Source organism: Acinetobacter sp. ABJ-A23_2 (assembly GCF_044538765.1).
Lineage (GTDB): Bacteria > Pseudomonadota > Gammaproteobacteria > Pseudomonadales > Moraxellaceae > Acinetobacter > Acinetobacter nosocomialis_A.
Genome location: NZ_JBIUCP010000015.1, coordinates 1 through 25904 on the forward strand (window position 1 = coordinate 1; position 25904 = coordinate 25904).

The following is a 25904-nucleotide window of genomic DNA, read 5'->3' on the forward strand; positions in this document are numbered from 1 at the left end:
CGCAGTATGTGCATGAATAAATATATACTTTTAAAGATATATTTACAATACCTCTTTCATATTTTCATTTAACTCGTTGTGATCAACTTCATCAATTGCTGCTTTAGTACACTAAATATTTATGATCAAGAGACGATACAAAATAAAAAAGTCCGTATCTTGGGAAGCTACGGACTATAAAACTCATCTAAGCAACAGCTAAACAGTTTGTCGATTAGAGAGAAAACACTATCCTTTTAATCTAATTGAGTTATTAATTTAGGTCAACTTGAAATCCAACGTAGTGATAAAAAGCTACTTAAATGTGATACATTTTACATTTCCACTCAAACACAACCTAAAATGAATATATTGTATTAAATTTAATAAAAACATATATCATTCGGCATATCATCATCGAATAAACTTCAAGTTATTGATTCAAAATATTAAAACCAATCACCCACCTTTAAAAGTCGGATTCTCTAGTTCTCAAACCTACATTTAAAATAGTGCTCTAAAATAGAATAATGATTAATCCCAGAAATAGTCTCTAAAGAGAATAACTCCTGATCTTGATCGCCTTTATGCTCAAAATAATTTTGGCTTTGCCATCTCAATTCACTTACCTCCAACTCTCCACACAAAACCATACAAGGAATATCAACACTCTCTTTGTGATAAATAGGGCTATATTTCAAAATATCGTCTTGTGATAAGTTTAATGCATGATTTAAATGAGTCTCTCGTATAGGTGCTAAATCATAGATACCACTTAATAAAACTGCTTCAGATAATAAAGGATGGCTTAAACATAATGCCCCGAGATGCGCACCTGCTGAATGGCCCACTAATAAAACTTCATCCGTTTTCCAATTCTGCTGTGCAATAAAATCTAGAGCTTTTTGAGTTTGAGCCACCATTTGTGAAATATGACTTTGAGGAGCCAAGTCATATTCTAAAAGTATACATTGCGCCCCTTTTGCCAAAATATACGGCGCTATAAAGGCAAAGTCCGATTTATCACACCACTGCCAATAACCTCCATGTATAAAAATCACGGTTTTATTGGCATGTTCTAAAGGGAAAAAATCCATCGTTGATCGGTTCTGTGAACCATACTTTATATCTTTTATATGATGATAGGCTTGATAACTCAGCAAGCTTCTATATTGAAAGCTTGCTAGTATTTCACCTTCATTTGCTACCGTTGTAGCATTATCATATTGTCTCATATGCCGATCACTTCAATGTTTCTTCACTAGAGTTGAGATTTAACTTTACGGTGGAACGTTTTAAGTAGAAGCAAAATATCAGAACAAGCACTAAGGGTACGCCAAACTGCAAAGTAGACTTAAACTCATTGGTAAACCAAGTGGTTACTGTAATACTCAAAATCGCAATAAAACCGAATAGTGAGATGAATCGACTGGCTGGAATTTTAAATTTTAGCTGTATGTTTTGCTGAGCCATATGCTTTCTAAAAAACATATGTGTCACAAAGATACTACCCCAAGTGAACAGTGCACCAAACATTGATAGTGCAATCATGATTGGGAATGCAGAAGCCGGATTAATTGTATAAACAATACTAGCAATACCAATCCCTACCGCGGAAAGTAACAGTGCATTTACTGGTACACCGTTACTACTGATTCGGCCAAAAACTTTTGGTGCATCGCCTGCACGTGACAAGCTAAACAGCATACGAGTTGAAATATAAAGCATGCTATTCATTGCAGATAAGGCAGCTACAATTACAATAAAGTTTAAAATGTTATCGGCATATGGAATACCAACAATCCTCATGACCATAACAAAAGGGCTTGTTGCATCTGCTCCAATCAAAACCGTCCATGGCACCAAAGTAACGATTAGAAATAAGGACAATAAATAAAACAAAATGAGTCGGAGTGCTGTGCTTTTAAATGCCTTTTTTACTGCTTTTTCAGGGTCTTTTGCTTCACCAGCTGCGACGGCGATCATTTCTATACTTAAATAACTAAATATTGAAATAATGACACCAATCCATACCCCACTAAAGCCATTGGGGAAAAAGCCTCCATGCCCTGACAAATTAGTCACAACTTGCTTTGCGCCCTCCTTGCTTTGAGTCAAGATACCAATAGCCAAAAGAATAAACACGATAATGGCAAAAACTTTGATTGTGGAAAACCAGTACTCCACCAAACCAAAGGCTTTAACACTATAGGCATTTACAACAAGTAAGGTCAGTGAAAAAAATCCAATCCAGACCCAAGAGCCTACATTTGGAAACCAAAGCTTCATATAATCAGCTACAGCGGTAATCTCAGTGCCTACAGCCAACACAATACAAGCCCAATAACAGTAACGAACTAAGAAGCCAGCAAGTGGACTCATATAATGTTCTGCATATGCACCAAATGAGCCCGAGGTAGGATGCTGAACCGTCATTTCAGCCAAGCAAGCCATAAGTGCAAATGCAATTAAACCACCAATCGCATAGCTGACGATGACTGCAGGACCAGCAAAGCTAATTGCAAATTTGCTTCCCATAAACAATCCGGTTCCAATTGCTCCACCAATGGCAATCATCCCCATCTGTTTTGCAGATAACTTTTTATGCAGCCCAGCTTCTCTATTTTGTATTTCATCAAAACTACTCATAGGCCCTCCTAGCCATTTGTTTTATTTTGATTCCTTAAAATCAGGTCACTTCACCGCGAACTAAATACTGCTTGTTTTTCCATTCACTATTCAGCATGGTTTCTTTTAAGTGCTGTACTGCATTCCAAATATCTTCAAAGCCCAGATACAAAGGTGTAATACCAAATCGCAACACCGCAGGTTCCCGATAATCACCAATCACACCACGTGCAATAAGCGCCTGAATAATTTCATAACCGAATTCATGGCGATAACTAACATGACTACCACGATATTTATGATCTAAAGGCGTAATTAACTCAAAACCGAATTCAGAGCATTCTTGCTGTACCAGTTGAATAAATAAGTCAGTTAATTTCAGCGATTTTTCACGGATTTTTTGCATATCAGCATGTAAGAAAATATCGACACCGCATTCAATAAGACTCATAGAAATAACCGGCTGAGTCCCACATAAATAACGGCGGATACTATTCGCTGGCTCATAATGCTGTGCCATATCAAATGGTTTTTTGTGACTCCACCAGCCAGATAAAGGTTGCCAAAACTGATCACGGTGCTTTTCATTGACCCAGAGCAATGCTGGTGAACCAGGCCCCCCATTTAAATATTTATAGGTACAACCAATCGCAAAATCACTACCGCTTTGATTCAGGTCCATTGGAACAGCACCAACGGAGTGAGATAAATCCCAAATCACCAAAGCGTCTTTAGAGTGAATCTGCTCATTAATAGATGACATATCGTAGAAATACCCAGTACGGTAATTCACGTGAGAAAGAACTACCACAGCAACATCTTTCTCTAAAGCTCGAGCTAAGTCTTCTAAACCATCAATTAATTCAACTTGATAGCCCTTTTGAATTAAATCAATGAAACCTTCAATAATATAAATATCTGTTGGGAAAGCATCCTTTTCCGCTACGATGATTTTACGTTCAGGATTTTTTTCGGCCTGAATTTTTACCGCTGCTGATAAAACCTTAAATAAGTTCAGCGTGGTTGAATCTGAAATAATAACTTCGCCCTGTTCGGCACCAATCAGTTTAGCGACTTTGTCACCCAGTCTTGTTGGTAACCCCCACCAATCAGCCTTATTCCAGCTATTGATCAAATCTTCTCCCCATTCTTGGGAAATAATATGCTGAGCGACAGCCAAAGATTTCTTTGGTCTAGCACCTAAAGAGTTGCCATCTAAATAAATAACACCTTCTGGCAATGCAAATTCATCTTTAAATTTTTTGAGTTCATCTTCCTGATCCCAATACAAACACTGTTCACGAGTAATCATTTCGTATTGCACCTATTTCAACATTTCCTTTGTATTTGAATTTTATCATGTCAATTCTTTCGATTTGTTCGATAATATTTGATTAAAAACGGCTATTTTCGTATAAAATTCCAATTAAAATTAAAAAACATGGATGGAATTCGAAAATGAATGTAGATGCAATCGATCTAAAAATTTTGAAGTATTTACAAGAGAATGCACGTTTAAGTAACCAAGAACTTGCTGATCTTGTCAATCTCTCAGCATCTGCTTGTCACAGACGCGTCAAGATTTTAGAAGCCAACGGAATCATTGAAAAATATCAAGCGAAAGTTAATTATGAAAAATTAGGTATAAAAATTGAGGCGATAGTTGAAATAAAACTTGCTCAACTCACCGAAAATGACCACAACTTTTTCTTAAGCCAAATCAAGAATTTTGATGAAGTCATTAATGCTTATATCATTACAGGCGAATGTAACTATGTACTGCATGTGGCCACTAAAGATCTAAATTCTTTTTCTCATTTTGTTATTAATACACTCAATAAAATTAAAGGAGTGGTAAGCATTAATTCTAAGATTATCTTACAGAAAATTATACAAAAGCCACTGTAGACTATATGGTTAAATTAAAAATTATATTTAAAGAACTTTTACTATGATCGAAACCGAACGTTTGATCCTAAGACAATGGAAAGAAACTGATGCTGCCCCCTTTATCGAAATGGGATTGGATAAAGATGTTATGCGTTTTTTTCCAAAGCTTTTATCTGCTACTGAAAGTATAAATTTAATTCAAAGAGCATCAGCCCTTATTGATGAAAAAGGTTGGGGATTTTGGGCTGTAGAATTAAAAGAAAGCCATGACTTTATTGGTTTTATTGGCCTACACGACCAACCAGAACAATTTGATTTTTCCCCTTGCATTGAAATTGGCTGGAGAATTGCGACAAAATTTTGGAAAAAAGGTTATGCCACAGAAGGAGCAAAAGCAGCATTAGACTATGCCTTCAATGTGCTTAATAAAGATAAAGTAGTTTCTTTTACAGCAACAGTGAATAAACCATCTCAAGCAGTGATGGAAAGACTAGGAATGCACAAAGTTAAATACTTCAACCATCCCAAGCTTCCAGACGAACATGCCCTACAAGAACATGTTCTTTATGAAATAAATAATCCTAAGTTTAAGTTATGAGTAAATCAAATATTGATATATTTCAAGCATTCCAATGAATTAAAAAATAAGATTATTCATCGAAGTCATAACCGACAGAAGTGGAATGTTCCCAATATTCATTAATTTTATCTGCAATAGCTTCCTTATCCATTGTAGTTAAAACATAGAAAAGTTTTGCTTCTTTGTTTTTTCTCAAAATTAATAGATTGTAATAGTCATATTCAGGGCCATTTAGCCCTAATGATGGCTGTTCTTCACAGTGCTTCTCAGCCTTGTAATGCCATTCAAGTTTATAAGTATCAATACCATTGGCGGCATTGATCACTATGCCGTCATTGGCTCCTCCAATAAATCCAATTTTCATTGCCTGCTCTAAATTGTTATTCGGATAATTTTTAATATAACTTTAAACAAGTACGGTTCAATTTATAAAATGTTTGCCAATACGTATCCTATGTAAATCAAAATAACGAGTTTATTACTTCATGGCACGTAAATATTCATAAGCCTCTTTTTCATTGCTCTCCAGATGAACTCTTGCTTCCGTCTCATCATTTAAAGTTTCATTTATTATTTTGGTACCTTCATAAGAGATTTGATGACCTATTTGAAAATCTGCTCCTAATGCATCAATTACGATAAACTTTCCAGCAGCGTTTGAAGCTATAAAAAAACTGTTGTTACGATAACCATATCTAATTGTATATAAGCCCACTTTTATTCCAACTTTTAATAATATTTAAATAATAATTCCATAGAGTTCATAGAAAAGCAAAAATACTTATCAAAAAATGAACCGAAAAATAAATATAAATCTATATTTCTAAAAGACTTTATTAGTCATTTTCCTCCTATTTTACTTCTATGAATATTTTCAAAAATTTTGTTCAAGCCCTACTATTAAGTAGTTTTATCATAAAGTACACCTTCAAAAAAGTAAGAGCAGATATATAGAAATTACCTTATGAAAAACATTATTTTACTTTTCTCTCAATATTGAGTAGTCCAAGCTTTAGGGGCACTATTGTTATCTACTCGTTTATTCACTACAGACCATTAGAATTTTAAAATGATGAAATAACAACAAATCAGTCCGTTTTCCCGACTTTAATGATTATAATCTTAAGCTGCTTTTCTTCCATGTATATTTTAGTTGGAGCTCTCAAAACATGAATAAAATAGTGCTTTTTGACATGGACGGAACTTTGTTAGATTTGGCTTTTGATGATTTTATATGGAACGAATGCCTACCTGAAAGACATTCTCAAACACATCAAATCTCTTTAACAGAAAGCCAAGAAATATTAAGTCAGTTTTATCGTAGTAATAAGCATACTCTTGCCTGGTATTCTTCAAAGTATTGGACAAAAACTACAGGCGTAGATGTTTTAAAACTTCAGCAAGAATTTCAACATAAAATTAAAACACGCTCAGGATGCATAGAGCTACTCAGTGGTCTAAAAGAACAAGGTTATCAATGCTGGTTAGTCACTAATGCAGACTGTGCAAGTTTACAATTAAAACTTGATAACATTCCTATTCAAGATTTTTTTGATGTGATTGTGTCTAGCGAACAAATTGGTCATGCAAAAGAAGACCTTCAATTTTGGCAAGAGTTACAACGTTTATATTATTTTGTACCAGAAACGACTATTTTTTTAGATGACACTCTTCCAGTTTTAAAAACTGCTGAAAAATTTGGTATAAGACACTTGTTTACTATCTTACAGCCCTCAACTCTTAAGAGTAAAAGGCAGTCACAAGATTTAGAGTATAAAGCTCTAGATCAGCTTACAGAGCTACTGTCTATTTTGAATCAAACTGATAGAAAGGATAATGATGTCAAAATTGCGTGAAAACGATGCTGTAGAAACCATGCGCGTTGACAAATGGTTATGGGCGGCACGTTTTTTTAAAACTCGTTCTATTGCTAAAGCAGCAATTGAAGGGGGAAAAGTACATCACAATAATGAGCGTGTAAAAGTTTCTAAAGAAATTCGTGTTGGGATGGAACTGGTTGTTCAGCAAGGTTTCGATAAAAAGACGATTGTTGTTAAAGCACTTTCCAACGCTAGAGGACCCGCTCCAGTTGCACAACAACTTTATGAAGAAACCGAAGTAAGTATTGCAAGACGGGAGTTGATTGCTTCCCAGCGAAAATTGCATAATCTAGCTCGACCTGACCATAGACCAAGCAAGAAAGATCGGCGACAAATCAATCGGTTTAAACAGGATAATGATCAACATTATGAAGACCATTGGTCTTATGATGATGAATAAAAACGTCGAGTTGTGTCGCACTCACATATACAATATATAGAAGCTAGAGAAAAAATCTGTCACTATTAGCCCTGTGAAACAAGTTGAGATTCAATGCATCCACTTGGGTTAAACGTGATGAACATAGAGTATTGAGGTTTTTGAGATGGATGAGAATAAAAGCAAAGCATTACAAGCCGCTTTGAGCCAAATTGAAAAGCAATTTGGTAAAAACACGGTTATGCGTCTCGGTGACAACACTGTTCAAGCAGTTGAAGCCGTATCTACAGGTTCTTTAACTTTAGACATCGCATTGGGGATTGGTGGTTTACCAAAAGGCCGTATTATCGAAATTTATGGTCCAGAATCTTCTGGTAAAACTACAATGACATTACAAGCAATTGCTCAATGTCAAAAGTCTGGTGGTACATGTGCCTTTATCGATGCCGAACATGCCCTAGATCCTCAGTATGCACGTAAGCTTGGTGTAGATATTGATAACCTACTTGTTTCACAACCCGACAACGGTGAGCAAGCACTTGAAATCGCTGATATGCTTGTTCGTTCAGGTGCGATTGATTTAATCGTTGTGGACTCGGTAGCTGCTCTTACACCTAAGGCAGAGATCGAAGGTGAGATGGGAGACTCTCACATGGGTCTACAAGCACGTCTTATGAGCCAAGCACTTCGTAAAATTACGGGTAACGCTAAACGTTCAAACTGTATGGTTATTTTCATTAACCAAATCCGCATGAAGATTGGTGTTATGTTTGGTAGCCCAGAAACTACGACTGGTGGTAACGCACTTAAATTCTATGCTTCAGTTCGTTTAGATATTCGTCGTATCGGTCAGGTAAAAGAAGGCGACGAAATTGTTGGTTCAGAAACCAAAGTTAAAGTTGTTAAGAACAAAATGGCTCCTCCATTTAGAGAAGCTATTTTCCAAATTCTATATGGTAAAGGTACTAACCAATTAGGTGAACTTGTAGATTTAGCAGTTCAGCAAGATATCGTTCAAAAAGCTGGTGCATGGTATTCATACCAAGGTAATAAAATTGGCCAAGGTAAGAATAACGTAATTCGTTATTTTGAAGAAAATAAGCAAATAGCTGAAGAGATTGAGCGCAATATCCGTGAGCAATTGTTGACTACAGGTACAAATGGCGCAGTGCAAATTGAAGATGATGAAGAAGAACCAGATCTTTTATTAGAGTCTTAATTATACATAAGTCATAAAACGCCCTTCGGGGCGTTTTTTACAAGGAAATTTATATGTTCAAAAGAAACGATGAGCAATCTCAACAGCGCCCTCCTCTTACTGGCCAGCGCTTACGCTCATATGCTTTTGCTTTACTTACTCGTCGAGACTACTCTAAAGCAGAATTGATTGAGAAATTAGCTCGTTATGCACAAAATATAGAAGAAGTGAAACAACTTGTTGAAGAGTTATCTGAACAAAATTACCAAAGTGACCAGCGTGTTGCGGAATTAACATTGGCTAGCCAGATTCGTAAAGGCAAAGGTCCAAAACGCATTCAACAAGCTTTAAAAACAAAACAGATAGAAAATGATTTAATCGCCGATGAAATTCAAGAAATTGATTGGGTAGAACAGGCGTATCAACTTAAAGTTAAAAAGTTTGGAGAAGCCGTAGAGAAAGATCCAAAACTTAAAGCAAAACAGATCAGATTTCTACAATATAGAGGATTTGATTTAGATGTAATTTTAAAAGCGATCCAAAGAAAATTGGATTAAAAGAAAGGTGGCAGCCCCACTAGCAAAACTTCGGCACATCATAGATCTGCTACCGTTGCTACCTTCCGGTCCTGGCGGGGTTCACAGAGTACAATTGCGAAGCCACCAGCGGGGCTACCATTGCAAAACAAAGTATAGAGATTTTTAAAAGAGTTGCAACCCTTCTCTGTCTTTTTCAGCAAGTTTTTGTTTCGATTGATTAATTCATCAGCAAAAACAGCTTAAAACCCTAAAAATGTAATTTTCTGAACTTATGCTCTTTTCGTATTTTGCATAAAATATGCTTGAAGATTGTAAACTATCCTTGCATTTAAACTGTTAACTGCTTTAATTGCATTGATTAATGAAAAACCTTAGATATTTAGAGAATTGTTTTTTATATTCCTGTATCAAGGTGGCTTTTATATAAAATTATGGATTTATACACATGCAAATGAAGAAGCATTCTTTATTATTTATTGCCTTAATGAGTACCACTTCTCTATACGCAAACATTCCTATCGAGTCTCGTGGTTTAAGTCAAAATGATGGTAGTGCATCTAATACTTCTTCAAGCAATATTTCAGTTCCTACAAATTTAAACTGGGAATTGATGCAAAAAAACCAACAATTAGAAAATGATGTCCGTACTTTAAGAGGTCAGTTAGAAGAACAAGCGAATGATATTGAGCAATTAAAGAAAGACCTTGCGAACCGCTATACTGATTTAGATCAACGTCTAGAATTGTTACATCAAAAAGTTGACCCTGACAGTGCTACACAAGAAGATAGCTCAAATACGACTGCTGATAGCACCACTTCTACTAATACATCAGCACCTCAATCTCAGCCTACAGATGGCAACAAAGTAGTTGCAGCTCCACCTACTCCAACCACCTCTGAACAACAACCTAGTGCACCCGTAACAAACGCTCAACCAGTCACCGCGGCCCAAAATCAATCAAATCCACTTGAGCTAGAAAAAGCCGCTTATACAGTAGCTTTAGATGCTTACAAACAAGGTGGAGCAAAAAAAGCAATTGCTCCGATGCAAAACTTTATTAAAAACCATCCTAATAGTATTTATACAGGTAATGCCTATTTCTGGTTAGCAGAGTTTCATTTAGCTACAGACCCAGTGAACTACAATGAAGCGAAGAAAAACTACAATATTGTCGCTAGCCAATATCCAAACTCTAGTAAGGCACCTCGAGCACTGTATCAGCTGTATAGTATTGCGAAAGATGTTGATAAAAATACTGTGTCAGCAAATCAATATAAGAACAAACTACTTACTCAATATCCCAAATCTGAAGAAGTTAAATTCTTTAAGAAATAATTTAAACATATAAAAAAGGCACTGTTTTTAACAGTGCCTTTTTTATATCTTATTAAAAATTAACGCACAATTCCGCGTTCAGATTGTTCAAGAGAGTCAATTAATAATTGAGCTTCTGGAACAGAAGGCAAAATTTCACTTTTAATTTGCTCAACAGCTTGAACAGAGGTCAATCCAGATTTAAATATCAATTTATAAGCTTCTCTTAAGCCCTGAATTGTATTTTTAGACCACCCTTTTCTTCGCATACCTTCAGTATTTATACCAAAAGCATGAGCAGGATTACCAGACGCCATAACATATGCTGGTACATCTTTAAGAATTAGTGAGGCCCCACCAATCATGCTGTAAGAATCAATCTTACAGAATTGATGAATTCCAGAATTACCGCCCACAATAACATGATCACCAATATGTACATGCCCGGCAACACCAACATTATTGGCAAAAATATTGTGATCACCTACGATACAGTCATGTGCGATATGTGTATTGACCATCAATAGGTTATGACTACCTATCTTAGTCAATGAATTATCTTGCACAGTGCCTCTATGTAAGCTGCAATGTTCACGAATTAAATTGTTGTTACCAATTTCAAGCCAAGTTTCTTCACCTTTATATTTGAGGTCTTGGCAAACTTCACCAACACTTGCAAACTGGAAGATCTCATTATTTTGGCCAATTCTGGTAAAACCACCTACTACCACATGAGAATGTAATTTAGTACCAGCACCAATAGTTACTTGAGGACCAATAACACAATAAGGTCCTATTTGAACATCTGCAGCAATCACTGCAGATGGATCAATAATGGCGGTAGAATGGATTAAATCGTGATTACTCATGCCTGCTCTGTTTTTTGGTGTGAAATCATAATCTCAGCGGTTGCTGCTACAATGCCATCAACGCTAGCTGTACAATTGTATTTGTAAATGCCGCGCTTCTGCATTACCAACTCAGATTTTAATACAAGTTGGTCACCTGCAACTACTTGTTTTTTAAATCTAACTCTTTCTGCACCAGCAAACAGGAACAAAGAACCCGGTTTTGGTGTTTCATTGTTCATAATAAAACCTAGAACGCCTGAAACTTGAGCTAGTGCTTCAACAATTAGAACACCAGGCATAATTGGATATTCTGGGAAATGTCCTTGTAGAAACTCTTCATTGATAGAAACATTTTTATAACCAACAATACTATTGTCAGTAACTTCAGTCACACGATCAACCAATAAGAATGGATAACGATGCGGCAAATATTGACGAATCGTTTGAATCTGCATTGGTAATTCAGGGATGGCAAATTTAGGTGTAGTTGACTCGGTCATAATATTCTATTTACGCAAATTAAAAGTTGATTCAAGAGACTCTATTTGAGCTTGTATATGATCAAGTCGTTTAGTGATTTGGGTCAATGGCACATCTGCTAATTGTCGCAAGCGTACAATTGTCTTTTTCCAATGACTATTTTCAAACAACCCAATTCCTGAAGAATAAGTTCCAGCTTCAGAAATATTTTTTGTGACCATTGACATTCCAGTTAAAGTCACATTATCAGCAATTGTAAGGTGACCTGAGACTCCACATGCTCCAGCTAGAATACAGTTTTTGCCAATTTTTGTACTTCCTGCAATGCCACACGTAGCTGCAATAGCAGTATTTGAACCAATATGAACGTTATGTGCAATTTGCACAAGATTATCAATAATTACTCCATCTTCCAAAATTGTATTATCAAGAGCCCCCCTATCAATACTACAATTTGATCCAATGCGAACATCATTACCAATGATAACTGAACCTAATTGAGCAATACGATGCCATTTTCCTTGATATGGAGCAAAGCCAAAACCTTCACTACCAATTACAGTATTTGAATGAACACGTACACGATCATGTAATTTAGAACTGCCTGTAATAGTGACATGAGAATCAATAAAACAGTCTTTTCCAACTTCTACATAGTCATCAAGTTTAGTATGCGACTGAATGACTGTATTATCACCCACTACGCAATTTTCACCAATAACTACATAGTGTCCTATATATGCGGTTTCGGAAATAACAGCAGATGGATGAATTTGAGCAGTGCTTTCTATACCTGTTGAAGTAAGCTTTCTATCAAATACGTGAGTAAGGATTGCAAAAGCAAGATAAGGATTATCAACAATAATGAAATTATCTTTTTCAGGAAGATGTTCTTTTAAAGCAGCGGTAACAATAAAAGCTCCCGCGCGGCTTGCTTTAGCTTGTTCGAGATATTTATCACCATTTACAAAAGTAAGATGGTTAACATCCGCATTTTCTAAACTTGCTAGGTTTGAAAATTGAAGGCTACCTTCACCAATTAGCTCACCTTTAACGAGGTGAGCTAATTCATCTAAACGATATTGTTGCACTTTCATTAATTTATTTCATTGAATTAACCTTTTGTATCATTTTATCAGTTAAATCATACTTAGCGTCATAGGCAACAGTTGAATTTTTATTCAAAATAAAGTCAAGATTATTTTCTTTTCGTAACTGCTCAGCAGCTTGTTTAACTCTAGTCTCAAAAGTTGTGTTCATACTTTGCAAGCTAGTTTGAACTCTAGACTGTAAACCTTGCTGTGTTGAATTAAATTCATTTAACTTTGATTGATACTGAGATTGTAATTTTTTAATCTCATCTTCTTTCATTTTTTGGCCTTGGGTTTGAGCTTGACGTTGAAGTCCTTCTAACTCTTTACCCAATTGCTCAAGTTTAGTCGTTGTAGGTTTCACAGACTGGTTTAAGCTTGCATTTTGTTGCTTTAAATAAGTACTATTTTCAACAACTTTAGCGAGATCAATCACACCATAACCAGCTGCATTAGCTGCTACTGAAGCCACCGTCAAGCCTAACCCTAACATTAATGTATTTAATTTTTTCATGTAAATTTCTTTCCTTATTTCATTTTTCAATGAAGTCGTACTTAGAAAGTACGACCAATTTCAAACTGGATTTCTTTAGTTTCATCACCTGGTTTATCATTTAACGGGAATGCATAGCTAAGTGACAATGGTCCAATCATAGTAATCCAGGTTACACCCACACCCACGCTATAACGTAAGTTACCTAAATCAAAGCCGTAGTTATCTTCACAATATTTTTTAACATCTGAAATTGACTGACCATTAATGGTCATGCCTTTAGTGCCATACACAGAGTTATCAATATTACATTTGGTATCGAAGACCTGACCACCTTCAGCAAACAGTACAGGGCGTACCTGACGAGTCCAATCACCCTTAAATGGCATAGGCAATGCCAACTCAGTACCAAATTGAACTAGAGCATTACCACCAACATTTTCAGGTGAAGGATCATTTTGTTTTGTTTCTTGTAAATTTACACTGGCATATTTAGGTCCCAAAGTACTGTTGTCATATCCTCGAACAGAACCGTAACCACCCGCATAAAAGTTCTTATAGAATGGTAAATCGTTACCATAACCAAGCTTACCATAACCACGAAGAACAAAGCCTGATTTACCAATCGGCAAGAATGCTTGCGTATCATAAGTTAATTTTTGATAGTCAACATCACTACCCGGTAAACCAATTTCAAGACCTACACGGTGAGACATACCAGACGTTGGGAAAATTGGTCTATTTAACGTGTTATATGACCAACCTAGGTTTAAGTTATAAGTAAAGAACTCGCCTTCAAAAGCATTATTATAGAATTCTGGAGCTGTACACTCTCCAGTTTTACTATCAATTTGTGATTTTCCATTAGCATCTAAGGGACAGTACGATCCTTTGCCTGTTGCCTTACCACCATTTGCCAATAAATAGTCACGCACATAGGTAGAAACATAAGGACCAGTCGTCACTTTAGTATTATCAATACCTACAGATGCACTTAAGCTTTGGTTTTCATCAATTGGATAACCAAAACTTAAACTACCACCAAAACTATCTGTTACATAGTTGTTAACGTTATAGTTATCATTTAACTTAGTTTTACGATAATAAACGTTATAACCACGGCTGACCCCATCAATGGTAAAGTAAGGGTCAGTAACACTTAAGTTGTAATAGTCTTGAGTTTCTGAACGAGACAAATCAATTGCAACTCGGTTACCAGTACCCATAAAGTTAGTTTGACTAAGTCCTGCTTGGAACGTGATACCGCCATTTTGCGAGTAACCTACAGCTAATGTGGTAGTACCTGAATGTTGTTCTTCAACATTTACATTCAAATCGACCTGGTCTGGTGAATTTGGGATACGAGCTGGTTTAATATCAACTGTTTTAAAGAAGCCTGTACGCTCTAAACGAACTTTAGACAAGTCAATTTTTTCATTACTTGCTAAAGCACCTTCCATTTGGCGCATTTCACGACGTAATACTTCATCGGAAGTTTTGCTATTACCAGTAAAGTTAATACGACGCACAGTCACTTGCTGGCCTGGGTTTACATAGTAATTTAAGTCAACAACACCAGTTTCGTTATTAATTTGCGGAACAATATTTACATCAGCAAAATAATAACCAGCGTTACCATACTTACGTAAAAGCAATTGTTTAACCGCATTTACCTTTTCTTGTGAATAGGTATCGCCATCTTTATAAATTTTTAGGGCTTGTAATTCTTCAGGTTTATAAAGCGCATCACCTAAGAATTTAGTTTGACCAAATTTAAACTGGTTACCTTCCTCAACAGCAACCTCAATAAAGATATGTTTTTTATCTTCACTGATATTAAGCTGGGAATTATTAATATTGAAATTAATATAACCCTTGTTAAGGTACATTGCGCGTAATGCTTCAAGGCTGGCAGCCATTTTTTCACGCGCATAACGGTCATTACGCGTAACTATTGAAGCCCAACCACTTTCTTTAACAGCAAATGCTTGTTTGATTTCACTGTCTTTAAAAACAGTATTACCAATCACATTGATATCAAAAACTTTTGCTGGTGTCCCTTCGTTAAAATTAAGTTTTAATTCAACGCGGTTATTTGGTCGTGCAACGGTATCAACAGTAACGCTAGCATCATAACGACCTTGTTGAGTGTATTGCTGCTCTAATTCTGTTTGAATGGTTTGCAAAGCAGATTTCTTAAAAACCTCACCCTCTGCAACGCCCATTTTTTTAAGGCCTTGTTCTAATGCCTCTTTAGGAATAAGTTTATTACCCTTAAATTCAAGTTTTGAAATAATTGGGCGTTCAATAACATTAAAAACCAAAGTATCGTTATCTTTTGATGCTTTAATATCATCAAAAAGACCCGTGGCATACAAAGTTCGAATTGCTTCGGCGATCATCGGTTCATTAACGCGATCGCCACTGTTGATTGGCAACATGGTATAAACATTTGCAGGAGTAAGACGGACTAACCCGTTTACACGAATATCTCTAACAACGAAATCATCAGCTGCATATGCTTGTTGTACCGCTGCCATAGCGCTAACAAGTGCCAAAGGCATTAAAAAATGTGTGTGCCGCATGCCAGTTTTTTCCAGTAAGTTATAAATCCATATACGTTTACAAACGCATAAAGTCATTAAATAAAGCTAAAAGCATCATACTACCGAGCAGTACCATACCAATTTTTAGACCAAACATTTGTATTTGTTCAGAAACAGGTTTCCCTCGAATAGCTTCAATAATGTAATACACTAGATGGCCACCATCTAACATTGGAATTGGTAATAAGTTTAAAATTCCAAGACTTACACTCATTAAAGCCATAAAGGAGATAAAAGTTTCCCATCCCATTTCTGCACTTTGTCCAGCTACTTTTGCAATGGTAATTGGCCCAGAAAGATTTTCTAATCCAATTAATCCTTTAACCATTTTCACTATCGAATTCAAAATCATGCTAGAGATTTGGCCAGTTTTATCAAGTGCCATTTCAAAAGCTTGTATTGGAGTATATTGAATTGTTTGCTTATATTCGTCAGGAATTGTAATTTTTCCAGCATCACTTTTTACACCAAGGACACCATTGACCTGTCCCATATTATCCCGCTTTCCTTGCGGCATAACTTGTAAATGTACCAACTGCTCATGACGTAATACATCAATATTAAGTAGTTTTTCTGGAGAACGCTGAACGACTTCAACTACATCAAACCAATCTTTCATAGGTTGACCATCAATCGCAACAATACGATCACCTACTTTCATGCCTTGACGAATTGCTGCACCATCTTCTGTTAAGTCTGTTACAACAGCGGGAATGATAGGACGATAAGGCAAGAAACCTAATAATTCCAGTGCAGAATCATTCTGGTTTTTTAAAAAATCTTTAATTGGTAATACAAAATTTTTCTCGGTACCTGCACGATCAACATCGATATTTACAGTGCCTGTTTCACCCACACGATCAATTAAAGCAAAATTTAGCTTTTCCCAAGTTGCAGTCTCTTTTCCATCAACTGCAATAATCTTATCGCCTACATGTAACTGGGCAGCAGCAGCTGGAGAGTTTGGAATAATTTTGCCAATTTTAGTATTTAATTGCTGTTGTGCTGGTAAAAACAAAACCCAAAAAAGAAGCACAGCAAAAATTAAGTTAATTAATGGCCCTGCAGCAACAATAGCTATGCGCTTCCATGGTTTTTGACGGTTAAAAGCATATGGTAGATCTTGTTCTGCCACATTACCTTCTCGCTCGTCTAACATTTTAACGTAGCCACCTAAAGGTAAAGCAGAAAGCTGATACTGAATACCTGACTTTTTAGAAGTCCATTTCAGTAGAGTTGGTCCAAAACCAATTGAATAAATTAAAACTTTAACCCCAAGTTTTCGCGCGACCCAATAATGACCGAACTCATGAATTGCGATTAAAGGACCAAGTAAAAGAGCTGCTGCTGCAATCATAAAAAGCGCATTCATTTCAGCCTCCAATACTTGATATATATTTCTGAGCTATAGACCGAGCCACTTTATCTTTATCTAAAATGCACTCAATGCTCTCAGCCGCTGCATTCTCTAAATCTTGCAAAGTATGCTCTACCACTTGCGGAATATGTGTAAATCCAATCCTTTCCTTTAAGAATGCTTCAACAGCAATTTCATTTGCCGCATTCAAAATGGTAGGTGCCAAACCACCTGCACGCATTGCTTGTCTTGCCAAATTCAATGCAGGAAATTTTTGGGTATCTGGCGCCTGAAAATTAAGTTGAGAATACTCAAATAAATCTAAAGCAGGAACGCTTGTTTGTAAACGCTCAGGCCATGCTAATGCATGTGCAATCGGCGTACACATGTCAGGATTACCCATTTGTGCTAATGTTGAACCATCAACATACTGCACCATAGAGTGAATAATACTTTGTGGATGAACAACAACTGTAACAAAATGTTCAGATATTGAAAATAAATGACACGCTTCTATCAACTCCAACCCTTTATTCATAAGAGTAGCTGAGTCAACTGAAATTTTTTGCCCCATTGACCAGTTTGGATGTTTACATGCTTGTTGAGGTGTTACATGTTCCAACTGTTCTAGAGAATGATTTAAAAAGGGACCACCAGATGCAGTTAGCAGTATTTTGGATACGCCTAATTGCGGTTGTCCAGTTCTATCGACTTGTAAATAGTTATGAGGTAATGACTGAAAAATAGCATTATGTTCTGAGTCTACTGGTAATAATAATGCCTGATGATCAAGAGCAGCTTGCATCATGATTTCACCAGACATAACTAATGCTTCTTTATTTGCAAGCAATACTCGTTTACCTGCTTTAACAGCTGCCAAAGTAGGTAATAAACCAGCCGCACCTACAATTGCCGCCATCACAACATCAACATCTGCATGTGATGCAATATCAACCAAACCATCTTGCCCAACTAAAATATCAATACCCTGTATATTTTGTTGAACAAATGATGTTTTTAGTTCAGCTATTTTGTGTTCAGGAACAACAACAACTTTAGGACGGAACTGTTTGCAGATTTCAACAAGTTCAGAAATTCGACTATGCGCCGAAACTGCAAAGACTGAATACTTATCTGGATGTTGACTTAAAATTTTTAAGGTACTTTGCCCAATAGAACCGGTTACACCCAATATGCAAACAGATTGTGTCATCTATAAATCTACACCAATAAGCTTTAATATATACATTCCCGTTGCAAAAATCGGGGCTGCTGCGAGTAAAGAATCAATACGGTCCAGTACACCACCATGACCTGGCAAAACACGGCCAGAATCTTTAATACCAGCACGGCGTTTAATCATTGATTCAAACAAATCACCTAATACTGAACCAAATACTGTGATTAAAGACAAGATCAGGAATAAAAGTTGTTGAACCCAAGTTAGATTTAAATATTGATATTGCACTACAAGCATGACAATAACTGTAGTGAGGATACCACCATATAAACCTTCTACTGATTTATTAGGACTTACTGTAGGTGCCAATTTTCTTTTACCGAATTTACGACCTACAAAGTAAGCTCCACTATCTGCACCCCATACAAGCAAGAACAAATACATCAACCACCATGGTGAGCTTTGCCATACTACAAATATCGCAGTCACTGCTGCACAGATAAGAATTAAACCAATTACATAAAGGGTCGCGTTATACCACCCATCAAATTCAGGAAAAGACTTGACCCAATAAACACTAACGAGCCAAGTTAAAATTGAAGCAGACCATAGCAGTAATGCAATGTCATGAAAGAATAAGGCAACGCCTGAAACAAAGGCAACTAGTAGACCATAACCCCATGCTTTAGGCTTTACTACAGCACCAGCTTCATGAGGCATTAACTTATACCACTCATACCCCGCCACCGCTGCTGCTACAATCATAAGTACCAACATTGGATAATGTGATTGCGTAGCAAACATACAGCCTAAAACAACTGCAACAAGTACCAATGCGGTAACAATCCGCTCTAACATTATAAATTCTCGATTTTCTCTTGCTGAATTTGTTCAGATGTTTTACCGAAACGACGTTCACGCCCTGAAAATACATTCAATGCATGATCGAATTCCTCAACTGTAAATTCCGGCCACAAAGTATCCGTAAAATACAGTTCCGCATAAGCTGCTTGCCATAACAAGAAGTTAGATATACGGAAATCTCCACCTGTACGGATCAACAAGTCCACAGCTGGCAGATCGTTTAGACTGACATATTTTTCGAACAAATCAACATTTATTTGATCAGCGTCAATTTCACCACGTGAAACTGCTTGGGCAACTTGTTTAGCTGCATTTGCAATATCCCACATACCACCATAGCTAATCGCAATGGTTAATGTCATGGCGTCATGATGTACTGTTTGTTGCTCTGCATCTTCCATTAAGGCAACTAAATGTGAAGGTAATCTAGAACGATCCCCTATAAAACGCAAAGCAATATTGAATTTCTTCATGCGAGGTATTTGCTCATGAATGGTTTCTTCAAGAAGTTTCATAAGCAGATCGACTTCATATTGTGGTCGATTCCAATTTTCACTCGAAAATGCAAAAACAGTTAAAGCACGGACGCTAGTTTTTATACAATGTTCAACAATAGGGTCAAGAATATTTTTACCCTCTCGATGCCCATCACCTTTTTGCATTTGGTTTTTCTTTGCAAAGCGGTTGTTGCCATCCATGATGATGGCAACATGCTTAGGAAGATGATACTCTTCTGATTCGGTCATAAAATTAGACCTTCATCAATTCTGCTTCTTTCGCTGCAAGACGTTTATCTACTTCCGCAACATATTTATCAGTGATTTTCTGGATATCATCACCTGCACGACGCTCATCATCTTCAGAGATTTCTTTCTCTTTCAATAATGCTTTGATATCACCTAAAACATCACGACGAATATTACGAATAGCAACTTTTGCATTTTCAGCTTCGCTGCGTGCAACTTTCTGCATATCACGACGTGTTTCTTCAGTTAAAGCTGGTAAAGGCACACGAATTGAATCAGCAGTAATCGGGTTTAAACCTAAATCACTTTCACGAATTGCTTTATCAATTGCAGATACCATTGTACGTTCAAATGGTTGAACGATAAGCGTACGAGAATCTTCAACACCAACGTTCGCTACTTGGTTTAAAGGCACATCAGAACCATAGTAAGGAACCATTACCCCATTTAAAATTGATGGGTGTGCACGGCCGGTACGAACTTTAGCAAACCCTTGTTCCAAAGACTCAAGAGTTTTCATCATACGCTGTTCGCTGTCTTTTTTCAGATCGTTAATCATATGATCTTCCTTACTTATTTATTCAAGGATGTATATAACAAATTTAATTTAGCGCTAGTATAAAGAGCTTTGCAGCACACGTACATTACTTAGTAACGCGTGTACCCTCTTTTTCACCCATTACAACTGATAAAAGCGCACCAGATTTATTCATATCAAATACTTGCAATGGCACATTATGGTCACGGCATAAACAAATTGCTGTTAAATCCATAACACCTAACTTCTCATCCAACACCTGATCAAATGTTAAATGATCGTATTTCACCGCATCTTCGTATTTGCTTGGATCTTTATTATAAACACCGTCTACTTTGGTTGCTTTCAAAATTAAATTTGCTTCAATTTCAATACCACGTAAACATGCTGCTGTATCAGTTGTAAAGAATGGATTTCCTGTTCCCGCAACGAAAACACATACTTCGCCTTGGCTTAAATGGCGAATTGCATCACGACTTGAATATGACTCTACAACAGTACCAATTGGTAGTGCAGACATAAGACGAGTTCTGATGTTACGGCGCACCAATGCATCACGCATTGCCAAACCATTCATGACAGTTGCAAGCATCCCCATTTGGTCACCTGTTACACGGCCAACCAAACCATCTTTTTGTAACTGGCTACCACGATATAAGTTACCGCCACCCACAACGATACCTACTTGCACACCCAAGCCCACCAAATGCGCAATAGAAAGTGACATTTGATCTAAAACTTGAGCATCAATACCCATATCTTTATTACCTGATAAAGCTTCACCAGATAATTTTAATAAAATTCGTGAATAACGGGGGCTGATTGTTTCCGCCATGATTTTGCTCCAAGACCTCTTAAACTGAATGCTTTTTGAATCGTGATTCGATTAGACCGATTTAATTTTAATTAACTTTGCAAATAAGTCGTATTCATCCGCATCGGTAATTTCGACTTCCAACATATCGCCTGGTTGAATCGTGCTCTTATCGATATCTTCTACAAAGACATTACCGTCAATTTCCGGAGCATCGGCATAAGAACGTGCAACAGCAACAGGATATTCATCTTCCAAACTATCGACTAATACAGTCATCGTTTGACCAATACGTTTTTGTAATTTGGCAGCAGATATTTGCTGCTGCACTTGCATAAAGCGCTCGTAACGCTCTTGCTTAATTTCTTCTGGCACATGATCTGGTAAATCATTTGCCGTAGCGCCTTCTACTGGTGAATAGGTAAAGCAGCCTACACGATCAAGTTGAGCTTCAACTAACCAATCTAGCAAAATCTGGAAGTCTTCTTCAGTTTCACCTGGAAAACCAACCACAAAAGTAGAACGGATTACAAGATCCGGGCATTTTTCACGCCATAATTTAATTTTTTCTAAAGTATTTTCACTATGTGCCGGACGTTTCATTAATTTAAGAACACGCGGGCTTGCATGTTGGAATGGAATATCGAGATATGGCAAGATTTTACCTTGAGCCATCAAATCGATTACTGCATCAACATGTGGGTATGGATATACATAATGTAGACGGACCCAAATACCAAGCTGACCAAGTGCTTCACACATATCAAAGAATTTGGTTTTTACAGGTTGGCCATTCCAAAAGTCCAGCTTATATTTAGTATCTACACCATAAGCTGAAGTATCTTGTGAAATAACCAAAATTTCTTTCACACCTGCGCGTTTTAATGCAGCCGCTTCTTCTAATACGCTACCAACTGGACGTGATACTAAATCACCACGCATGCTTGGGATAATACAGAAGGTACAACGGTGGTTACAGCCTTCAGATATTTTTAAATAAGCATAATGTTTAGGTGTTAAACGGATACCTTGCTCAGGAACAAGATCAATAAATGGATTATGTTTAGGCGGTGCTGGCACATATTCATGTACAGCTTCCATAACGTCCTGGTAAGCTGCTGCACCAGTGACTTTTAAAACATTAGGGTGCATTTGACGAATTTTATCTTCGTCTTTACCCAAACAACCTGTAACAATAACTCGGCCATTTTCACTCATGGCTTCGCCAATTGCATCTAACGATTCTTGTACTGCAGATTCAATAAAACCACAGGTATTAACAACAACTAAATCAGCACCATCATAATCTGATGCAACTTGATAACCTTCAGTCTTTAACTGAGTTAAAATTCGTTCAGAATCTACCAATGCCTTAGGACAACCTAAAGAAACAAAACCGACTTTGGGGGTCTTCATGAATCTGCGCTCCACTTGAATGCGCGTATTGTATGTCTTTTCTCGTCTCAAGCATAGGTGGAAACCCCACTCTTTGTGTAATGCACCAAAATACAACCAATATTTGCACCAAAACTCAATATTGCACCAAGTTGGATCATGGTATTATTGGTATATACATTCATATTTTTGACCAAAAGATATTAAGAACGATTTTAGAGCGCTTTAACTACGCTTGAAACCTTAAAATAATCCACAAACAAAGTTGGCGTACATTTTGCATCATGCATGTTCTATAACGGTGAAAACCGATAACTAATGAAGATGCCATTGCGCCATTTTAAGACAGGAACGATTCGCTAATGGATCAACACACACCTATCGACTATCGCCTTTTGGTAGACAACTTAACTACTGCGATTTTACTAATCGATAGTAACTTTAATATTTTTTATTTAAATTCTGCTTGTGAAGCACTTTTTGACATTAGTTTGCTTCGCGCTTCTGGACAACCGGTTTTAAATTTACTTCATGCCCCTGATGATACTTTTAATACACATGAAGCGTTACTCAATACTCTAAAAACAGGACAGCCTTATACACGTCGTGAAGCTGTAATTAATGTTAACTTTAAAGACTTACATGTTGATTATACGGTTTCACAGTTAAATGCAGGTAAAAGCTACCACCCGCTCTTACTTATTGAGCTAAATCCAATTGATCGCATGTTGAAAATTTCTAAAGAAGAAAACTTGATTCAACAGCATCAAGTGGCTCGACAGTTAGTTCGAGGAGTTGCTCATGAAATTAAAAACCCTCTTGCTGGGATACGTGGTGCAACCCAGCTACTTGCTCGGAGCTTAAACGACGAGAGTTATGCGGAATTTACAGATGTCATTATTAACGAGGTAGACCGTCTTACCAATTTGGCTGACACCATGTTGGGTTCAAGACAACTGCCAAGTTATGAGAACGTAAATGTACATGAACCTTTAGAACGTGTACGTTCTTTAATCGCAAATCAAACCAAGAAAAAAATTAAAATTACGCGTGACTATGATTTGTCTTTGCCAGATGTAAAAGCCGATCGAGATCAACTCATCCAAGTCATGCTCAATATTAGTGTGAATGCAATTCAAGCGATTACAGAGAATAAATCATTTTTTACAGATCAAGAGCCAGAATTAATTTTACGTACCCGAATTCAACGTCTAGTCACCATTAACGGTGTGCTCAACCGCTCTGCTGTACGAGTCGATATTGAAGACAATGGACCGGGTATTCCCGAAAGCATTTTAGAGTCTGTGTTTTACCCTTTGGTTACAGGACGAGCAAAAGGCACAGGGCTTGGCCTGAGTATTGCACAGAACATCATGCATCAACATAACGGAATGATTGAATGCCAATCAGTTCCTGGAAAAACAATGTTTAGCTTATATTTACCTTGGGAGTCAGACCGTGTCGCGAAATAAAATATGGGTTATTGATGACGATCGCGCCATGCGATGGGTACTTGAAAAGACCTTTAAAGAAGAAGGATTTGACGTCACCAATTTTGAAGAAGCTCAAACAGCACTTGAACGTTTACATCATGATGCGCCTGATGTCATCTTAACTGACATCCGTATGCCAGGTATTGATGGATTAACTTTCTTATCTAAAGTCAAAAACTCTCATCCCGACTTGCCTGTGATCATTATGACAGCGCATTCGGACTTAGAGTCTGCTGTATCTAGCTATCAAACTGGTGCATTTGAGTATTTACCAAAACCGTTTGATATTGATGAAGCTTTAGCTTTAGTCAATCGAGCGATTTTACATATCAATAAATTGCAGCAGCAAGAGGCTACTAAGACTGCTTCTCCACTACAATCGACAGAAATTATTGGGGAATCTCCTGCTATGCAAGAGGTTTTCCGAGCAATTGGCCGCTTATCGCAATCGCACATTACCGTTTTAATTAATGGTGAGTCAGGAACAGGTAAAGAACTAGTTGCGCATGCGTTACATAAGCATTCACCACGCCGCGCTAAGCCTTTTATTGCATTAAACATGGCAGCAATTCCTAAAGATTTAATCGAAACGGAATTATTTGGTCATGAAAAAGGTGCTTTTACCGGCGCTAACACTCAACATCAAGGTCGTTTTGAACAAGCAAATGGCGGAACTCTCTTCCTTGATGAAATTGGTGATATGCCTTTTGAAACACAGACTCGTTTACTACGTGTACTTGCCGATGGTGAGTTTTACCGAGTTGGTGGACATATCCCTGTTAAAGTTGATGTCCGAATTGTGGCTGCAACACACCAAGATTTAGAAAAATTGGTGAATGAAGGGCGCTTCCGTGAAGACTTATATCATCGATTAAATGTAATTCGCATTCATATTCCTAAGCTTGCACATCGCAGTGAAGATATACCGATGTTGGCTCAACACTTCTTGGCTCGTGCTGGTAAAGAGTTAGGCGTAAGTCCAAAGATTTTACGCACCGAAACGACTGACTATATGCAGCAACTACCATGGCCCGGTAATGTTCGTCAGCTTGAAAATACTTGTCGTTGGCTAACCGTCATGATCACTGGTCGCGAAGTTTATCCTGAAGATTTACCTTCTGAACTCAAACAAGTTCCACTCCAAAAAAATAGTGAAACTAGCCAACCAGCACCTTCATTTGAGCGTATTTCGCTACATCATTGGGATGAATTGCTAAACCAATGGGCGATTCAAAAGCTTAAGAATGGTGAAATGAAGATTTTGGATATTGCTACGCCGATGTTTGAGCGTACTTTAATTAACGCAGCACTACAGCAAACTCGTGGACGCAAACGTCATGCAGCCGAGCTATTAGGTTGGGGACGTAACACCCTAACCCGAAAGTTAAAAGAACTAGGAATGGATTCTGCTGATGACGATGATGAGGACGAACACAAAGCGACTTTGTCAGAAGCCTAACAGCAAAACAATAATCAAAAAGCGGCTAATTTATTTTAGCCGCTTTTTCTTTATCTCGATTTATATCAAAAAGATATGGTTAAACTAAAATGTGAACATACAGTTACATCATTAGAAATCTCAAAAATCGAACTTAACCAATTATATTT

General features: G+C 37.1%; 26 protein-coding genes and 1 other RNA gene. 9 read left to right on the plus strand and 18 right to left on the minus strand.

The window, feature by feature from the left end; translation table 11 throughout:
- Positions 1 to 464: 464 nt before the first annotated feature.
- The 3 genes from ACH63V_RS07130 to kynU are packed head-to-tail and all read right to left on the minus strand — an operon-like array spanning position 465 to position 3919.
- Entirely contained in the window at positions 465 to 1214 is a 750-nt protein-coding gene (locus ACH63V_RS07130) for an alpha/beta hydrolase (protein WP_396463109.1), read from the minus strand.
- Between the two features lie 7 nt (positions 1215 to 1221).
- Complete coding sequence (locus tag ACH63V_RS07135; protein WP_396463110.1) at positions 1222 to 2628, minus strand: amino acid permease; 1407 nt, start codon at positions 2626 to 2628, stop codon at positions 1222 to 1224.
- A gap of 40 nt (positions 2629 to 2668) precedes the next feature.
- Positions 2669 to 3919 (minus strand): kynureninase, encoded by a 1251-nt coding sequence (gene kynU / locus ACH63V_RS07140; RefSeq protein ID WP_396463111.1) that lies wholly within the window; start codon positions 3917 to 3919, stop codon positions 2669 to 2671.
- Positions 3920 to 4065: 146 nt separating this feature from the next.
- Here kynU and gigD point away from each other — a divergent pair, with 146 nt between their 5' ends.
- Both gigD and ACH63V_RS07150 read left to right on the plus strand, forming a co-directional pair.
- Positions 4066 to 4515: an Lrp/AsnC family transcriptional regulator GigD gene (gene gigD / locus ACH63V_RS07145; RefSeq protein ID WP_057066152.1), complete on the plus strand. Its 450-nt coding sequence runs from the start codon at positions 4066 to 4068 to the stop codon at positions 4513 to 4515.
- 43 nt (positions 4516 to 4558) lie between these two features.
- A complete protein-coding gene (locus ACH63V_RS07150; RefSeq protein ID WP_396463112.1) occupies positions 4559 to 5095 on the plus strand; it encodes a GNAT family N-acetyltransferase in 537 nt (178 codons plus the stop codon).
- Positions 5096 to 5147: 52 nt separating this feature from the next.
- On the opposite strand, the gene ACH63V_RS07155 is transcribed toward ACH63V_RS07150, so the two are convergent.
- Together ACH63V_RS07155 and ACH63V_RS07160 are read right to left on the minus strand one after the other, a co-directional pair.
- Positions 5148 to 5441 carry a hypothetical protein gene (locus tag ACH63V_RS07155; protein ID WP_004708422.1) on the minus strand — a complete coding sequence of 98 codons (294 nt, stop codon included), beginning with the start codon at positions 5439 to 5441 and terminating at the stop codon, positions 5148 to 5150.
- Between the two features lie 114 nt (positions 5442 to 5555).
- Positions 5556 to 5792 carry a hypothetical protein gene (locus tag ACH63V_RS07160; protein ID WP_057066151.1) on the minus strand — a complete coding sequence of 79 codons (237 nt, stop codon included), beginning with the start codon at positions 5790 to 5792 and terminating at the stop codon, positions 5556 to 5558.
- Between the two features lie 454 nt (positions 5793 to 6246).
- Here ACH63V_RS07160 and ACH63V_RS07165 point away from each other — a divergent pair, with 454 nt between their 5' ends.
- The 4 genes from ACH63V_RS07165 (at position 6247) to ACH63V_RS07180 (ending at position 9091) form a co-directional block, all read left to right on the plus strand.
- Positions 6247 to 6933 (plus strand): HAD-IA family hydrolase, encoded by a 687-nt coding sequence (locus ACH63V_RS07165; RefSeq protein WP_263613885.1) that lies wholly within the window; start codon positions 6247 to 6249, stop codon positions 6931 to 6933.
- A complete protein-coding gene (locus tag ACH63V_RS07170) occupies positions 6917 to 7357 on the plus strand; it encodes an RNA-binding S4 domain-containing protein (protein ID WP_263614985.1) in 441 nt (146 codons plus the stop codon). The genes ACH63V_RS07165 and ACH63V_RS07170 overlap by 17 nt, the downstream gene beginning before the upstream one ends.
- Before the next feature lie 145 nt (positions 7358 to 7502).
- Complete coding sequence (gene recA, locus ACH63V_RS07175; RefSeq protein ID WP_263613886.1) at positions 7503 to 8555, plus strand: recombinase RecA; 1053 nt, start codon at positions 7503 to 7505, stop codon at positions 8553 to 8555.
- Positions 8556 to 8608: 53 nt separating this feature from the next.
- A complete protein-coding gene (locus ACH63V_RS07180) occupies positions 8609 to 9091 on the plus strand; it encodes a regulatory protein RecX (protein WP_311087458.1) in 483 nt (160 codons plus the stop codon).
- 14 nt (positions 9092 to 9105) lie between these two features.
- On the opposite strand, the gene ffs is transcribed toward ACH63V_RS07180, so the two are convergent.
- Positions 9106 to 9202: signal recognition particle sRNA small type (gene ffs, locus ACH63V_RS07185), an RNA gene on the minus strand.
- Between the two features lie 316 nt (positions 9203 to 9518).
- On the opposite strand from ffs, the gene ACH63V_RS07190 reads away from it, so the two are divergent.
- Positions 9519 to 10409: a YbgF trimerization domain-containing protein gene (locus ACH63V_RS07190; protein WP_311087457.1), complete on the plus strand. Its 891-nt coding sequence runs from the start codon at positions 9519 to 9521 to the stop codon at positions 10407 to 10409.
- Positions 10410 to 10468: 59 nt separating this feature from the next.
- Here the strand turns inward: ACH63V_RS07190 and lpxA are convergent, their stop codons facing one another.
- The 12 genes from lpxA to rimO all read right to left on the minus strand — a co-directional run bounded on the left by lpxA (position 10469) and on the right by rimO (position 22824).
- Positions 10469 to 11257 (minus strand): acyl-ACP--UDP-N-acetylglucosamine O-acyltransferase, encoded by a 789-nt coding sequence (lpxA, locus tag ACH63V_RS07195; protein ID WP_263613889.1) that lies wholly within the window; start codon positions 11255 to 11257, stop codon positions 10469 to 10471.
- Complete coding sequence (gene fabZ, locus ACH63V_RS07200) at positions 11254 to 11739, minus strand: 3-hydroxyacyl-ACP dehydratase FabZ (RefSeq protein ID WP_000140523.1); 486 nt, start codon at positions 11737 to 11739, stop codon at positions 11254 to 11256. Before fabZ ends, lpxA begins: the two co-directional genes overlap by 4 nt.
- A gap of 6 nt (positions 11740 to 11745) precedes the next feature.
- Entirely contained in the window at positions 11746 to 12816 is a 1071-nt protein-coding gene (gene lpxD, locus ACH63V_RS07205) for a UDP-3-O-(3-hydroxymyristoyl)glucosamine N-acyltransferase (RefSeq protein ID WP_311070722.1), read from the minus strand.
- A gap of 4 nt (positions 12817 to 12820) precedes the next feature.
- Positions 12821 to 13324, minus strand: a complete 504-nt coding sequence (locus tag ACH63V_RS07210; RefSeq protein WP_311070720.1) for an OmpH family outer membrane protein — start codon at positions 13322 to 13324, stop codon at positions 12821 to 12823.
- Positions 13325 to 13365: 41 nt separating this feature from the next.
- Positions 13366 to 15888, minus strand: coding sequence for an outer membrane protein assembly factor BamA (bamA, locus tag ACH63V_RS07215; RefSeq protein WP_396463113.1), 2523 nt, complete (start codon positions 15886 to 15888; stop codon positions 13366 to 13368).
- A 37-nt stretch (positions 15889 to 15925) separates the two neighbouring features.
- Positions 15926 to 17281, minus strand: a complete 1356-nt coding sequence (gene rseP / locus ACH63V_RS07220) for an RIP metalloprotease RseP (RefSeq protein ID WP_396463114.1) — start codon at positions 17279 to 17281, stop codon at positions 15926 to 15928.
- Position 17282: 1 nt separating this feature from the next.
- A complete protein-coding gene (gene ispC / locus ACH63V_RS07225) occupies positions 17283 to 18479 on the minus strand; it encodes a 1-deoxy-D-xylulose-5-phosphate reductoisomerase (RefSeq protein WP_396463115.1) in 1197 nt (398 codons plus the stop codon).
- Entirely contained in the window at positions 18480 to 19304 is an 825-nt protein-coding gene (locus ACH63V_RS07230; RefSeq protein WP_304400411.1) for a phosphatidate cytidylyltransferase, read from the minus strand. It abuts the gene before it with no gap.
- On the minus strand, positions 19304 to 20056 hold the full coding sequence (gene uppS, locus ACH63V_RS07235; RefSeq protein WP_304400410.1) for a polyprenyl diphosphate synthase: 753 nt from the start codon (positions 20054 to 20056) through the stop codon (positions 19304 to 19306). The genes ACH63V_RS07230 and uppS overlap by 1 nt, the downstream gene beginning before the upstream one ends.
- 4 nt (positions 20057 to 20060) lie before the next feature.
- Positions 20061 to 20615: a ribosome recycling factor gene (gene frr, locus ACH63V_RS07240; RefSeq protein ID WP_002049637.1), complete on the minus strand. Its 555-nt coding sequence runs from the start codon at positions 20613 to 20615 to the stop codon at positions 20061 to 20063.
- 85 nt (positions 20616 to 20700) lie between these two features.
- Positions 20701 to 21429, minus strand: coding sequence for a UMP kinase (gene pyrH / locus ACH63V_RS07245; RefSeq protein ID WP_000852257.1), 729 nt, complete (start codon positions 21427 to 21429; stop codon positions 20701 to 20703).
- A 51-nt stretch (positions 21430 to 21480) separates the two neighbouring features.
- The gene (gene rimO / locus ACH63V_RS07250) at positions 21481 to 22824 is read right to left on the minus strand and encodes a 30S ribosomal protein S12 methylthiotransferase RimO (RefSeq protein WP_000856678.1); all 1344 of its coding nucleotides are present in this window, start codon (positions 22822 to 22824) and stop codon (positions 21481 to 21483) included.
- Positions 22825 to 23165: 341 nt separating this feature from the next.
- Here rimO and glnL point away from each other — a divergent pair, with 341 nt between their 5' ends.
- The gene (glnL, locus tag ACH63V_RS07255; RefSeq protein ID WP_304400409.1) at positions 23166 to 24275 is read left to right on the plus strand and encodes a nitrogen regulation protein NR(II); all 1110 of its coding nucleotides are present in this window, start codon (positions 23166 to 23168) and stop codon (positions 24273 to 24275) included.
- The gene (gene glnG, locus ACH63V_RS07260) at positions 24262 to 25755 is read left to right on the plus strand and encodes a nitrogen regulation protein NR(I) (protein ID WP_311070706.1); all 1494 of its coding nucleotides are present in this window, start codon (positions 24262 to 24264) and stop codon (positions 25753 to 25755) included. The genes glnL and glnG overlap by 14 nt, the downstream gene beginning before the upstream one ends.
- The last annotated feature ends 149 nt before the right edge of the window (positions 25756 to 25904 follow it).

What these genes read in the sequence shown, in the direction of transcription:
- ACH63V_RS07130 (WP_396463109.1), bottom strand. Translation starts at nt 1,214, where the DNA reads ATGAGACAATATGATAATGCTACAACGGTAGCAAATGAAGGTGAAATA.
- ACH63V_RS07135 (WP_396463110.1), bottom strand. Translation starts at nt 2,628, where the DNA reads ATGAGTAGTTTTGATGAAATACAAAATAGAGAAGCTGGGCTGCATAAA.
- kynU (WP_396463111.1), bottom strand. Translation starts at nt 3,919, where the DNA reads ATGATTACTCGTGAACAGTGTTTGTATTGGGATCAGGAAGATGAACTC.
- gigD (WP_057066152.1), top strand. Translation starts at nt 4,066, where the DNA reads ATGAATGTAGATGCAATCGATCTAAAAATTTTGAAGTATTTACAAGAG.
- ACH63V_RS07150 (WP_396463112.1), top strand. Translation starts at nt 4,559, where the DNA reads ATGATCGAAACCGAACGTTTGATCCTAAGACAATGGAAAGAAACTGAT.
- ACH63V_RS07155 (WP_004708422.1), bottom strand. Translation starts at nt 5,441, where the DNA reads ATGAAAATTGGATTTATTGGAGGAGCCAATGACGGCATAGTGATCAAT.
- ACH63V_RS07165 (WP_263613885.1), top strand. Translation starts at nt 6,247, where the DNA reads ATGAATAAAATAGTGCTTTTTGACATGGACGGAACTTTGTTAGATTTG.
- ACH63V_RS07170 (WP_263614985.1), top strand. Translation starts at nt 6,917, where the DNA reads ATGTCAAAATTGCGTGAAAACGATGCTGTAGAAACCATGCGCGTTGAC.
- recA (WP_263613886.1), top strand. Translation starts at nt 7,503, where the DNA reads ATGGATGAGAATAAAAGCAAAGCATTACAAGCCGCTTTGAGCCAAATT.
- ACH63V_RS07180 (WP_311087458.1), top strand. Translation starts at nt 8,609, where the DNA reads ATGTTCAAAAGAAACGATGAGCAATCTCAACAGCGCCCTCCTCTTACT.
- ACH63V_RS07190 (WP_311087457.1), top strand. Translation starts at nt 9,519, where the DNA reads ATGCAAATGAAGAAGCATTCTTTATTATTTATTGCCTTAATGAGTACC.
- lpxA (WP_263613889.1), bottom strand. Translation starts at nt 11,257, where the DNA reads ATGAGTAATCACGATTTAATCCATTCTACCGCCATTATTGATCCATCT.
- fabZ (WP_000140523.1), bottom strand. Translation starts at nt 11,739, where the DNA reads ATGACCGAGTCAACTACACCTAAATTTGCCATCCCTGAATTACCAATG.
- lpxD (WP_311070722.1), bottom strand. Translation starts at nt 12,816, where the DNA reads ATGAAAGTGCAACAATATCGTTTAGATGAATTAGCTCACCTCGTTAAA.
- ACH63V_RS07210 (WP_311070720.1), bottom strand. Translation starts at nt 13,324, where the DNA reads ATGAAAAAATTAAATACATTAATGTTAGGGTTAGGCTTGACGGTGGCT.
- bamA (WP_396463113.1), bottom strand. Translation starts at nt 15,888, where the DNA reads ATGCGGCACACACATTTTTTAATGCCTTTGGCACTTGTTAGCGCTATG.
- rseP (WP_396463114.1), bottom strand. Translation starts at nt 17,281, where the DNA reads ATGAATGCGCTTTTTATGATTGCAGCAGCAGCTCTTTTACTTGGTCCT.
- ispC (WP_396463115.1), bottom strand. Translation starts at nt 18,479, where the DNA reads ATGACACAATCTGTTTGCATATTGGGTGTAACCGGTTCTATTGGGCAA.
- ACH63V_RS07230 (WP_304400411.1), bottom strand. Translation starts at nt 19,304, where the DNA reads ATGTTAGAGCGGATTGTTACCGCATTGGTACTTGTTGCAGTTGTTTTA.
- uppS (WP_304400410.1), bottom strand. Translation starts at nt 20,056, where the DNA reads ATGACCGAATCAGAAGAGTATCATCTTCCTAAGCATGTTGCCATCATC.
- frr (WP_002049637.1), bottom strand. Translation starts at nt 20,615, where the DNA reads ATGATTAACGATCTGAAAAAAGACAGCGAACAGCGTATGATGAAAACT.
- pyrH (WP_000852257.1), bottom strand. Translation starts at nt 21,429, where the DNA reads ATGGCGGAAACAATCAGCCCCCGTTATTCACGAATTTTATTAAAATTA.
- rimO (WP_000856678.1), bottom strand. Translation starts at nt 22,824, where the DNA reads ATGAAGACCCCCAAAGTCGGTTTTGTTTCTTTAGGTTGTCCTAAGGCA.
- glnL (WP_304400409.1), top strand. Translation starts at nt 23,166, where the DNA reads ATGGATCAACACACACCTATCGACTATCGCCTTTTGGTAGACAACTTA.